Origin of the sequence: Conchiformibius kuhniae DSM 17694 (assembly GCF_000428785.1) — a bacterium.
In the GTDB taxonomy this organism is placed as follows: domain Bacteria; phylum Pseudomonadota; class Gammaproteobacteria; order Burkholderiales; family Neisseriaceae; genus Conchiformibius; species Conchiformibius kuhniae.
In genome coordinates, this window is record NZ_AUAP01000041.1 from 1 (window position 1) to 10,107 (window position 10,107).

At 55.5% G+C, this 10,107-nt stretch carries 15 protein-coding genes and 1 rRNA gene; 3 read left to right on the forward strand and 13 right to left on the reverse strand.

Annotation, left to right across the window (positions count from 1 at the left end):
* The 5 genes from G392_RS12660 to G392_RS13370 all read right to left on the reverse strand — a co-directional run.
* Nucleotides 1-478: hypothetical protein (locus tag G392_RS12660; protein ID WP_034335016.1), on the reverse strand; the 478-nt coding region annotated here is incomplete at its 3' end.
* A 257-nt stretch (nt 479-735) separates the two neighbouring features.
* The gene (gene ispD, locus G392_RS0109330; protein ID WP_027010012.1) at nt 736-1,410 is read right to left on the reverse strand and encodes a 2-C-methyl-D-erythritol 4-phosphate cytidylyltransferase; all 675 of its coding nucleotides are present in this window, start codon (nt 1,408-1,410) and stop codon (nt 736-738) included.
* Nucleotides 1,407-2,129 carry a DNA polymerase III subunit epsilon gene (gene dnaQ, locus G392_RS0109335; RefSeq protein ID WP_034335018.1) on the reverse strand — a complete coding sequence of 241 codons (723 nt, stop codon included), beginning with the start codon at nt 2,127-2,129 and terminating at the stop codon, nt 1,407-1,409. Before dnaQ ends, ispD begins: the two co-directional genes overlap by 4 nt.
* 236 nt (nt 2,130-2,365) lie before the next feature.
* Nucleotides 2,366-2,578 carry a hypothetical protein gene (locus G392_RS0109340; RefSeq protein ID WP_027010014.1) on the reverse strand — a complete coding sequence of 71 codons (213 nt, stop codon included), beginning with the start codon at nt 2,576-2,578 and terminating at the stop codon, nt 2,366-2,368.
* A gap of 4 nt (nt 2,579-2,582) precedes the next feature.
* Nucleotides 2,583-3,311 carry a C40 family peptidase gene (locus G392_RS13370; protein WP_027010015.1) on the reverse strand — a complete coding sequence of 243 codons (729 nt, stop codon included), beginning with the start codon at nt 3,309-3,311 and terminating at the stop codon, nt 2,583-2,585.
* 242 nt (nt 3,312-3,553) lie between these two features.
* Between G392_RS13370 and G392_RS0109350 the strand changes: the two genes are divergently transcribed.
* Entirely contained in the window at nt 3,554-4,138 is a 585-nt protein-coding gene (locus G392_RS0109350; RefSeq protein ID WP_027010016.1) for an aminodeoxychorismate/anthranilate synthase component II, read from the forward strand.
* Nucleotides 4,139-4,298: 160 nt separating this feature from the next.
* On the opposite strand, the gene G392_RS0109360 is transcribed toward G392_RS0109350, so the two are convergent.
* Both G392_RS0109360 and G392_RS0109365 read right to left on the reverse strand, forming a co-directional pair.
* On the reverse strand, nt 4,299-5,108 hold the full coding sequence (locus tag G392_RS0109360; RefSeq protein ID WP_027010017.1) for a Cof-type HAD-IIB family hydrolase: 810 nt from the start codon (nt 5,106-5,108) through the stop codon (nt 4,299-4,301).
* A gap of 43 nt (nt 5,109-5,151) precedes the next feature.
* Nucleotides 5,152-5,376 carry a helix-turn-helix domain-containing protein gene (locus tag G392_RS0109365; protein WP_027010018.1) on the reverse strand — a complete coding sequence of 75 codons (225 nt, stop codon included), beginning with the start codon at nt 5,374-5,376 and terminating at the stop codon, nt 5,152-5,154.
* A 93-nt stretch (nt 5,377-5,469) separates the two neighbouring features.
* Between G392_RS0109365 and G392_RS0109370 the strand changes: the two genes are divergently transcribed.
* Entirely contained in the window at nt 5,470-5,937 is a 468-nt protein-coding gene (locus tag G392_RS0109370) for a hypothetical protein (RefSeq protein ID WP_027010019.1), read from the forward strand.
* A gap of 69 nt (nt 5,938-6,006) precedes the next feature.
* Here G392_RS0109370 and rplS read toward each other — a convergent pair whose 3' ends face one another.
* From rplS to rpsP, 4 genes are read right to left on the reverse strand one after another with little or no spacing between them, the layout of a single operon-like run.
* Nucleotides 6,007-6,375: a 50S ribosomal protein L19 gene (gene rplS / locus G392_RS0109375; RefSeq protein WP_027010020.1), complete on the reverse strand. Its 369-nt coding sequence runs from the start codon at nt 6,373-6,375 to the stop codon at nt 6,007-6,009.
* On the reverse strand, nt 6,353-7,138 hold the full coding sequence (gene trmD, locus G392_RS12665; RefSeq protein ID WP_051255670.1) for a tRNA (guanosine(37)-N1)-methyltransferase TrmD: 786 nt from the start codon (nt 7,136-7,138) through the stop codon (nt 6,353-6,355). The genes rplS and trmD overlap by 23 nt, the downstream gene beginning before the upstream one ends.
* On the reverse strand, nt 7,138-7,644 hold the full coding sequence (rimM, locus tag G392_RS0109385) for a ribosome maturation factor RimM (protein ID WP_027010021.1): 507 nt from the start codon (nt 7,642-7,644) through the stop codon (nt 7,138-7,140). The genes trmD and rimM overlap by 1 nt, the downstream gene beginning before the upstream one ends.
* Entirely contained in the window at nt 7,644-7,889 is a 246-nt protein-coding gene (gene rpsP, locus G392_RS0109390; protein WP_027010022.1) for a 30S ribosomal protein S16, read from the reverse strand. Before rpsP ends, rimM begins: the two co-directional genes overlap by 1 nt.
* A 146-nt stretch (nt 7,890-8,035) precedes the next feature.
* On the opposite strand from rpsP, the gene alr reads away from it, so the two are divergent.
* The gene (gene alr, locus G392_RS0109395; protein ID WP_027010023.1) at nt 8,036-9,088 is read left to right on the forward strand and encodes an alanine racemase; all 1,053 of its coding nucleotides are present in this window, start codon (nt 8,036-8,038) and stop codon (nt 9,086-9,088) included.
* A 42-nt stretch (nt 9,089-9,130) separates the two neighbouring features.
* On the opposite strand, the gene G392_RS0109400 is transcribed toward alr, so the two are convergent.
* Both G392_RS0109400 and rrf read right to left on the reverse strand, forming a co-directional pair.
* Nucleotides 9,131-9,778: an MBL fold metallo-hydrolase gene (locus G392_RS0109400; protein WP_027010024.1), complete on the reverse strand. Its 648-nt coding sequence runs from the start codon at nt 9,776-9,778 to the stop codon at nt 9,131-9,133.
* Nucleotides 9,779-9,842: 64 nt separating this feature from the next.
* A 5S ribosomal RNA gene (gene rrf / locus G392_RS0109405) occupies nt 9,843-9,955 on the reverse strand.
* Between the last annotated feature and the right edge of the window lie 152 nt (nt 9,956-10,107).

A 10,107-nucleotide genomic window follows, 5' to 3' on the forward strand; every position in this document is an offset into this window, starting at 1 on the left:
GCACTTCGCCGCTGATGCGGATGGCGGTTTGTCGGGATTCGGCAAGGTTGATGATGTTGTCTGCGGTAACGGGGTGCAGGGTGATGATGGGTTTGGGGGCGGTCGGCGGCGGGGAAACGGTCGGGGGAGTCGGGGTGTTGCCGTTGGCGGGGGGGTGGTCAGCAGTGGGGTTTTTGTCGCTGCCGCTTTTGGCAAGGACGGCGGCGGTGCCGATGAGTCCTGCTGCGCCCAAGCCCCACAGCAGGGGGCTGCCGCTTGTGGCGGCAGGGGCGGTGGTGTAGCTGCCGCCACTGTTTTGCAGGGGGGCGGCTTCGGCGGGTTCTTCAACAGGGGGTTGGACGGCGCTGTCCGGACTGTTTTGTGCCGCCTGTTCGTCAAGGGCGGGGGCTTCGCCGGTAAGGGGGTGCAGGACGTGTTCGGTTGCAGGGTGGTGCTGCGGGTTCATGATGCGCTCCTGAAGATGGGTTGATGCGCTCATTTTACACCCTTTCGGGGGAAATTTCTATTCGCGTCAAGGGGTAGGGTGTATCATCAATTAGCCGAAAAAACGCCGCACCGTCATTCCCGCTCGGGCGGGAATCCAACGACACATTCAAACAAACCTTGATAAAACATTGCCCGCAGGTCATCAGGCAGTGGATTTCCGCATTCGCGGGAATAACGGCATTTTTATACCTATTTGATTTTCAATGAAAAAATTTAAATGATGACACGCCCCAAACACCGCTTCCGTATTCAATTCCCCAACAATGCCCGTGCCAAATCCGCATCTTCGGGACGGGTCAGCTTGATGTTGCGGCTGTCGCCCATCACCAAGCGCGGGCGCAAGCCCAAGCGTTCCACTGCCGATGCTTCATCGGTGATGCCGTCCAAACCGCCCGACAACGCCCGTTGCAACAACGCCGCTTGAAAGAGCTGCGGGGTTTGCGCCTGCCACAGCCTTTCACGCGGCACGGTGGTTTCAATGTCGCCCCGCGCATCGGCGCGTTTGAGCGTGTCGGCAAGGGGAACGGCCAGCAAGGCGCCGTGCGGCGCATCGGCGTGTGCCAGCAAACGCGCCAAAGCATCGGGCGGCAAACAGCACCGCGCCGCATCATGCACCAACACGGGTGTGTCCGCCGCCGCCGTGCCGTCCGCCAACAATGCCGCCAAACCGTTGCGTACGCTTTCGGCACGGCTGCTGCCGCCCACCGCATAGCACCGCACCCTGTCGGGCAGGGGCAAAGTCGCGGCAAAGGCATCATCGGGCGACACCACCACCGCCACCGCCGCAATGCGTTCATCGGCAAGCAACACGTCCACCGTGTGTTCCAACACCGTTTTTCCCGCCAAACGGACGTACTGTTTCGGCACGTCTGCACCAAAACGGCTGCCCACCCCCGCCGCAGGCAACAACGCCACCGCCCTCATGTTCCGCTCCGATACAGGCAGTTTTCGCCCAAACCGTCCAAATACGCTTCGTGGGCGGCGTGTTCGTCCGCATCAGCACGGCGCACGCGCAAACGGGCGGGGCGCGACAACGGTGCGGCATGCCCCTGCCCTGCCGGCTCATCTTGTCGGGCAACGGGCGCATCGTCTGCGTCCACCAAGCTGAACTGCCCCCGCGTCATCGCCAGATACACGCCGCCGAGCAGTTCGCAGTCAATCAACGCCCCGTGCAGCACACGGCGGCTGCGGTCCACCCCCAAACGGTTGCACAGCGCGTCCAAGCTAGCTTTCTGACCCGGATATTTCTCCCGCGCCATCGCCAGCGTGTCCACCACCGTGCACACGCTTTCCAATTTGGGCTTGCCCACCCGCGCAAATTCCGCATTCAGAAAACCCATGTCAAACTTGGCATTGTGGATAACCAGCTCCGCACCCGCCAAAAAATCCCAAATTTCCTGCGCCACTTCGGCAAACACGGGCTTGCCCTCAAGCTGCTCCAGCGTGATGCCGTGTACGGCAGACGCTTCGGCGGGAATGTCGCGCTGCGGATGCACGTAAAGATGCAGGCTGTTGCCGGTGAACTGGCGGTTCACCATTTCCAATCCGGCAAACTCAATCAAACGGTCGGGCAGCACCGGCGCGTCCGCATTCAAGCCGGTGGTTTCGGTGTCCAAAATAATTTGGCGTTTATGCGCTTCCATGTTTTTTCCAAGCACGAAAATCCGCCCGTGCCGCCATCGCGCACAGGCGGGGTCAAACTCAAAGGCGTGTCATCAACTGATTGGGAAAGCACCGTACCGTCATTTCCGCAACGGCGGAAATCCAAACCGAAGCACGACCAAGCTTGGCAAAACATCGCCCGCCGAGCATCGGCTGCAGATTCCCGCCGGCGCGGGCATGACGGTGCGGCATTTTTTCGGCTAATTGATGACACGCCCTAACGATAAGGATTGTCCACACCGCGCACCAACTGCGCCAAATAATCGCGCACCTGCTGCTCGGCACAGCCCATCAGCAAAGCATCCTCAAACGCATCTTGGGCAGCTTGAAACAGCTCGCCCATGTTTTCGCGCATCACCTTGATTTTTTCGGTACACGCGACCGGTGCGCCGTCTTCACCGTACCAATCGGGCAAGGGCGGTTGCGGCATGGCGTCAGTTCTTCACACGGCGGGCGGTGGCGTAGCGCGCACTCCAATACTTGCTGCCCAAATTGGTGATTTCAATGCGTTTGCCCGAGCGCGGCGCATGAATGAAACGGTTGTTGCCCACATACATGCCCACATGCGAAATGCGCCGTCCGGACGTGCGGAAAAACACCATGTCGCCCGGTTGCAGATTGGAACGGCTCACATGCGCGCCCACCTGCGCCTGTTGCGCCGACGTGCGCGGCAAATTCACCGCAAACGCCTTACGGAAAATGTGCTGCATAAAGCCGCTACAGTCAAAGCCCGTACGCGGACTCGTACCGCCGAAACGGTATGCCACCCCCAACAAACCCATCGCATTGGAAAGCAGCGCGTCCGCATCGCCGCGCCCGCCCGCAGAAGCCAGCGTGCTTTGTTTTGCCACCTCGTGTTTCGCACCCGCCTGCTGCACCGAACGGCTCAAACGCAAACGCGTATTGCTGCTTGCGCTTTGCGGCGGCGTTTCCTGCTGACGGGGAGACGGCGCTGCCTGCGGCGCGGGCGTTGCTTGCGGCTGTGCCGATTTGATGCGGATGAGGGCATCAAGACTGTCGCTGCCGCCCGACTGCTGGCGCTGGCGCAAAAGCTGTTCCAAAGGGTCATCGGGATTGGCATGGCTCACGGCGGCAGCCCCCAAGCCCAACACGAAAAACAACACGGCAAACCACACGTTTGCCCTTTGTTTCAAAGATTTCATCATAAACGTTATCGGACGGCAACGGCACGGCAACACCTGCCGCGCCCGCACATTTGTCCGAACCCAAAAAATCAAAGTTGCCGATTATAGCCGAAAACTTCCCCTACACAGCGTTAGATTCTGTAAACGGTTTTTAACAAAAAAGCAAACCGACTTTATTTTGCACCGCCGCAAAAAAGCTGGCAGAATAGCCCCACCTGCCCACAGCCATTCACATAATCAAATATTATCAAGGAATTAAAATGTTGCTGTTTATCGACAACTACGACAGTTTCACCTACAACATCGTCCAATACCTCGCCCAACTCGGGCAAAACGTGCAAGTGTCGCGTAATGACGACATTAGTTTAAATCAAATAGCCGAACTGAATCCCGATTATCTGCTGATTGGGCCGGGCCCCTGCACGCCCAAAGAAGCGGGTATTTCGGTGGCGGCAATGCGCCATTTTGCTGGCAAAATCCCGATTTTGGGCGTGTGTTTGGGGCATCAGGCGATTGGCGAAGCCTTTGGCGGCAAAGTCGTCCGCGCCCAAACGCTGATGCACGGCAAAACGTCGCCCGTACACCATCACGGCACGGGCGTATTCCGCAATTTGCCCAATCCTGTGGTTTGCACGCGCTATCACAGCTTGGTGATTGAACGCGCTTCGCTGCCCGACTGTTTGGACATCACCGCTTGGACGGCAGACGGCGAAATCATGGGGGTGCGCCACCGCGATTATCCGATTGAAGGGGTGCAGTTCCACCCCGAAGGGCTGCTCACCGAGCACGGTCATGATATGTTGCGGAATTTTTTGGAAGAGTTTCAAGATTATGCAAACCGTTAGGGTGTGCCACGATTTGAATGTTTCATCAAAATCAGCATCATAAAAAACACCGTCATGCCCGCGCAGGAATGACGGTGCCGTGTTTTCCGATTAAATAATAACACGCCATCAGGCAGTTTTGCGGTGATGATTCGGACGGGCATGGTTACGACCAAGCGCATCACCGCAACAACGGCACCGGCTCAATCACGCCCAAATCGCACAAGGCGCGGTAAATCCCGTCTTCGTCAATCGGCGGCGCGGTGTAATCGGCGATGCGTTTCAGCGCGGGCGCGGCGTTGCCCATCGCCACGCCGAAGCCCACCGCCTGCAACATTTCCACATCGTTCGCGCCGTCGCCGAATGCCATCGCGTCCGCCATCGTCAGCCCGAGCGCGTCCAAAGCGGCGGCAATGCCGCGTGCTTTGGAGCCGTGTTCGTCCAAAATATCCACGCCGTATTCGTACCAACGCACGGTTTTCAAACCTTCGGGCAGCACCGCCCGCACCGCATCGTCTTGTTCGGGCGGGAAAAACGCCAACATCTGATAAACATCGTGCCGCAAAAAATGCCGCGCGTCCACCACATACGGCAAACCCAAAGCCCGCGCCGCCGCCGTCAGCGCCGCTTCTTCACGCGCTACCGCCAAATCGTTTTCGGAAACAAAGGCATAATTCACGCCCAATTTCGCCAACGCTGCCGCCACTTCCGCACAGGTTTCGCGCCGCATCGGGAAGCCGTGTATTTTCACACCCTTACGCGCAATATATTGCCCGTTAATCAGCACCATCAGTTCCATGCCGCATTCGTCCGCCAGTTCGCGCACCGCCAACGGCAACACGGACGGGCTGCGCCCCGATGCAATCGCTGCGATAATCCCCTTTTCCCGCAAACGCTTAATTGCCAGACGGGCGGAATCGGGAATACAGCGTTGCTGTTTCACATACAGCGTGTCGTCAATATCAAAAAATACGATTTTGGGAACAAACATGGCAGGGCTTTCAAATGGTTCAGACAATCCGCAACACCGGATTTTAGGACAAATCACCATGCAACGGCAGCAAATCTGCCGCTTCACACTTGAGAATCACACAAATTCGATACAGCTTATCCACCGTCAAATTCACTTCACCACGCTCAATCCTGCCCACATAGCTGCGGTCGATTTCCGCCAACAACGCCAACGTTTCCTGATTCATACACAAATTTTTCCGCTTGCTGCGGATATTGTTTCCAATCAACTTACTCAATTTATTCATGGCAATGGCATACCCAAATGCCCCAATATCCGAGCTTGCCTCCAGAAAGTAAACGGATTATAATCCGTATTTAACTCATGCGGGACTGATAAAATGGCTTACGAACTGATTAAACCGAAAAAAATTACACTGGAAAAATTGGTGTCGTCCTTTCAAAAAGCGTTGATTCACATTCACGCAATCAACAGAAAAAATCAATTCTTGATTATTGGATTAAACGATAACAAAATCATCGTTCAAATCTTATCCGAAAAAAAATTTCTATCCATTTTCATCGTTAACGGCATCAAAATCAAAAATATCGATAAATCTATGGAAAACGCTTTTTTCAAGAAAATTAATCAAGTACAACGAGAATTTTTGGTGACCAAATTTTATGCGGAATTTTGTACAAACGGAAAAAACAAAAGGTTGGTTCTCTTTCATTCACATGAAAAGAAATACGATTGTGGCTTAAACATGGCGGAACTCATTGATGATGTCCGCGACCTTGCCAAAATCAATCATGTTGCCATGGGCAGGTTGGTCAATTACCTCCACCATCGCAACATTTTATTGTGAATAATAAAAATCACCTGTTGCATTGTTTTCCAACAATCAACAGGTGATTTTTTAACCCAAGATAAAAAATCAGTCTTTTTTGCGGGCGGGCAGTTTTTCTTTGATGCGTGCCGCCTTGCCGGTCAAGCCGCGCAAGTAGTACAGCTTGGCGCGGCGCACGTCGCCACGACGTTTCACTTCAATTTTTTCCACACGCGGCGAGTAAAGCGGGAAAGTACGCTCCACGCCCTCGCCGCTTGAAATTTTGCGCACGATAAAGCTGCTGTTCAAGCCGCGATTGCGCTTGGCAATCACCACGCCTTCATAGGCTTGCAGACGGGTGCGGTTGCCCTCCACCACGCGCGCCCACACCACTACGGTGTCGCCCGGCGCGAAAGCGGGGATTTCTTTGCCCAAGCGGGCGATTTCTTCTTGCTCAAGTTGTTGAATCAAATTCATTTCGGTTTTCCTTAATATGATATGGATTTGCCTGTTCCTTTTGGATTTTGTCCAAAAGACGGGCTTCCTGTGGGGTAAACGCGCGGCCGTCCAGCAATTCGGGACGGCGCGACAAGGTGCGCCGCAGCGACTGTTCCAGCCGCCATTCGGCAATTTTGGCATGATTGCCCGACAACAAAACTTCGGGAACGCTCATGCCGCAAAACTCGGCGGGGCGGGTGTAATGCGGACAATCCAGCAAACCGTCCGCAAACGAATCCTGTTCGGCGGAACGGCTGTCGCCCAACACGCCGGGCAGCAGCCGCAACACCGCGTCCATCAGCATCATCGCGGGCAGCTCGCCGCCGGAAACGACAAAATCGCCAACGGAAATTTCTTCGTCCACTTGGCTTTGCAACACGCGCTCGTCCACGCCCTCATAGCGTCCGCACAATAAAATCAAGTTGTTGTACTGCGCCAGTTGCGCGGTGCGCCTGTGCGTGAGCGGCGCACCCTGCGGGCTTAAATACACCGCGCGGCTGCCGCCGTTACAGCGTTCGCGGGCAAATTGCAAGGCTGCCTGAAGCGGCTCTGCCATCATAATCATGCCCGGCCCGCCGCCAAACGGACGGTCGTCAATATAGCCCAAACGGTTGTCGGCGAAACGGCGCGGATTGACGGCTTCAAACCGCCACAAACCCTGTTGCAGCGCCCGTCCGCTCACGCCGTGTCCGGTGATGGCGGCAAACATTTCGGGAAACAGAGTAACTGCCTGAAAAAACATCAGTAGTCCACGCCCCAATCGGCGGTAATCACGCGGTTTGCGCCGTCCACCTCGTCAATATAATGGGAAACGAAGGGAATCAGTTTTTGTCCGAAACCGCCTTCTATAACCAGCACATCGTGTGCGCCCGTGTCCATCAGATTGACCACCTTGCCCAAATCCGCGCCCTCGCGGTTTTGAACCGTCATGCCGACCAAATCCGCCCAATAATATTCGTCTTCTGCGGCAGGCGCGAAATCGGCGCGGGCGATTTCAACGGTATAGCCGCGCAACAAAGCGGCGGCATCGCGGTCGTCAATGCCGACAAATTTCACTTGCAATTCATCGCCCGCCACTTTGCCGCTTTCCAGCGCAAGGGTGCGGACATCGCGGTCGCGGCGCAAACGCCATTCGGGGTAGTCCAACAGGCTGTCGGTGTATTCGGTGTCGGCCTTGACTTTCAGCCAGCCTTTGATGCCAAACGCGCCTTTCACATAGCCCATCGCCACCCAGTTTTGCGCGTCCATTAAGCGGCAGCTTGACCTTTAAGCAGCTTGGCAACGGCATCGCTCAACTGTGCGCCCTGACCAATCCAATGGTTCAGGCGGTCGTTGTGCAGACGCACGCGCTCTTGTTTTTCGTTGGCAACGGGGTTGTAAAAGCCCACGCGCTCAATGAAACGGCCGTCGCGGCGGGCGCGGCTGTCGGCTACGATGATGTTGTAAAAAGGACGTTTTTTGGAGCCGCCACGGGCCAAACGGATAACTACCATGTGTTTTGTTCCTCAATCGGGAAGTGAGTGGATATAAAACCGTTTATTTTAGTATGGTTTGGCGGAGTTGGGCAAGTGTTTTTTCGCGGTTTATCAAGGGGTATAATGCGCGTTTTCAATGTTCAGGCTGCCTGAAAGGAACACCGATGCGCCCCTTGCTGTGCGAAATCCGCTTGCACCACTTGCGTGAAAACTACCGATTTTTAAAAGACTTGCACGGCGGCAAACTGCTGGCGGTGGTCAAAGCCGATGCCTACGGACACGGCGCGGTGCGCTGCGCCCGCGCTTTGGACGACATCGCGGACGGTTTTGCCGTTGCCATGTTGGAAGAAGCGGTTTTGTTGCGCGAAAACGGTATCTGCAAACCGATTGTGCTGCTGGAGGGCGTGTTTGACGCGGCGGAATACGCGCAGGTGGAGCGGCTGGATTTATGGCCGGTGATTCACCATCAGGCGCAGTTGGAAGCGTTTTTGGCGCACGATTGGCACAAGCCGTTGAAAGTTTGGTTAAAAATGGATAGCGGCATGCACCGCGCCGGTTTTTTTCCGCACAACTACGCCGCCGCCCACGCCGCTTTGCGGCAAAGCCCGCATGTAGCAGACATCGTGAAAATGAGCCACTTTGCCTGTGCGGACGAAACCGACCGCGCCATGACCGAATTACAAACCGAAACCTTTGATTTGGCTTGCGAAGGCTTGGGCGGCGAAAGCAGCTTGGCAAACTCGGCGGCGATATTAGACTATCCCCCCGCCCGCCGCGACTGGGGACGGGCGGGTTTGGCGTTGTACGGCATTTCGCCGTTTGGCGGACACGATGCGCGGTTGAAGCCGGTGATGCGCTTAAGTACGCAAGTGTTTGCGGAACGGGTGTTGCAACCGCACGAACCGGTCGGCTACGGCGCGACTTTTTACACCAAACGCTCCAGCCGCATCGGGCTGATTGCCTGCGGCTATGCGGACGGCTACCCGCGCCGCGCCGGAACGGATACGCCGATTATCGTAAACAACACGCGTAGCCGTGTGGTCGGGCGCGTGTCTATGGACATGATGACGGTGGAACTGGGCAACGGAGGCGTCGGCAGCGAAGTGGAATTGTTCGGCGACAGCGTGCATGTAAACGAAATCGCGGCGGCGGCGGGGACGTTGGCGTATGAAATCGTTTGCAACATCAAGCGGGCAAAGCGGGTTTATACGGAATAAGTTTTCAGGCAGCCTGAAAACCAATTTCGGGCTGCCTGAACCTTATCCGCGCACATACGGATTATGCTGTTTTTCGTAACCGATGGTGGTCGTATCGCGATGCCCCGGCAACACGCGCACATCATCGGGCAACACATACAATTTATTGCGGATATTGTCCAACAAACCCTGCGGATCGCTGCGCGGAAAATCGGTGCGCCCCACGCTTTCCTTAAACAGCGTATCGCCTGCAATCAACAGCTTTTCCGATGGGCAATAAAAGACGATGTGTCCGGGCGTATGTCCGAAAATATGCAAGACATCAAATACATATTCGCCTAGAAATACCTGTTCGCCCTCTTCCAGCCAACGGGTCGGCACAAATGCGGGCGAAAAATCAAAACCGTGTTTGGCATAAGCGGTGGTGGTTTCAGGCAGACTTTCCAATAAAAACAAATCCTCACGATGCGGGCCCAGCACCGGCACATCGGCCAATTTCAGCAATTCCACCACCCCGCCCGTGTGGTCAAGATGACCGTGTGTCAGCCAAATTTCCTTCAGCCGCAAGCCCAGCTCCTGAAGTTGCGCCCACAAAAGCGGCACATCGCCACCCACATCCACCAGCACCGCTTCGCGGCTGGCATCGTCCCACAACAAAGTGGCGTTTTGCTCGTAAGGCGTTACGGGAATAATTTTAATCTTTAAAGACATCGATTTGCTCCATTATCATCATAATTAAACCCCCCTGAAACATCAGGGGGGTTTATGAATAATTGTTTGGCGGTTCCCTACTTTCGCACGGGAATCCGTACTATCATCGGCGCAACTGCGTTTCACTGTCCTGTTCGGGAAGGGAAGGAGTGGTACCGCAGCGCTGTTGCCGCCAAACGTAAAGGTGAGATTGGAAGCCGTTTTTGGTGATGTTTTGTTGTTCACAAACTGTTTTTATTTGGTACGTTTTAAAGTACTTCAAATGATAGAGTCAAGCCGCACGGGCAATTAGTACAGGTTAGCTTCACACATTGCTGTGCTTCCACACC

Excerpts from the sequence above, each read along its gene's own strand:
- ispD (WP_027010012.1), bottom strand. The coding sequence starts at position 1,410 with ATGAGGGCGGTGGCGTTGTTGCCTGCGGCGGGGGTGGGCAGCCGTTTT.
- dnaQ (WP_034335018.1), bottom strand. The coding sequence starts at position 2,129 with ATGGAAGCGCATAAACGCCAAATTATTTTGGACACCGAAACCACCGGC.
- G392_RS0109340 (WP_027010014.1), bottom strand. The coding sequence starts at position 2,578 with ATGCCGCAACCGCCCTTGCCCGATTGGTACGGTGAAGACGGCGCACCG.
- G392_RS13370 (WP_027010015.1), bottom strand. The coding sequence starts at position 3,311 with ATGAAATCTTTGAAACAAAGGGCAAACGTGTGGTTTGCCGTGTTGTTT.
- G392_RS0109350 (WP_027010016.1), top strand. The coding sequence starts at position 3,554 with ATGTTGCTGTTTATCGACAACTACGACAGTTTCACCTACAACATCGTC.
- G392_RS0109360 (WP_027010017.1), bottom strand. The coding sequence starts at position 5,108 with ATGTTTGTTCCCAAAATCGTATTTTTTGATATTGACGACACGCTGTAT.
- G392_RS0109365 (WP_027010018.1), bottom strand. The coding sequence starts at position 5,376 with ATGAATAAATTGAGTAAGTTGATTGGAAACAATATCCGCAGCAAGCGG.
- G392_RS0109370 (WP_027010019.1), top strand. The coding sequence starts at position 5,470 with ATGGCTTACGAACTGATTAAACCGAAAAAAATTACACTGGAAAAATTG.
- rplS (WP_027010020.1), bottom strand. The coding sequence starts at position 6,375 with ATGAATTTGATTCAACAACTTGAGCAAGAAGAAATCGCCCGCTTGGGC.
- trmD (WP_051255670.1), bottom strand. The coding sequence starts at position 7,138 with ATGTTTTTTCAGGCAGTTACTCTGTTTCCCGAAATGTTTGCCGCCATC.
- rimM (WP_027010021.1), bottom strand. The coding sequence starts at position 7,644 with ATGGACGCGCAAAACTGGGTGGCGATGGGCTATGTGAAAGGCGCGTTT.
- rpsP (WP_027010022.1), bottom strand. The coding sequence starts at position 7,889 with ATGGTAGTTATCCGTTTGGCCCGTGGCGGCTCCAAAAAACGTCCTTTT.
- alr (WP_027010023.1), top strand. The coding sequence starts at position 8,036 with ATGCGCCCCTTGCTGTGCGAAATCCGCTTGCACCACTTGCGTGAAAAC.
- G392_RS0109400 (WP_027010024.1), bottom strand. The coding sequence starts at position 9,778 with ATGTCTTTAAAGATTAAAATTATTCCCGTAACGCCTTACGAGCAAAAC.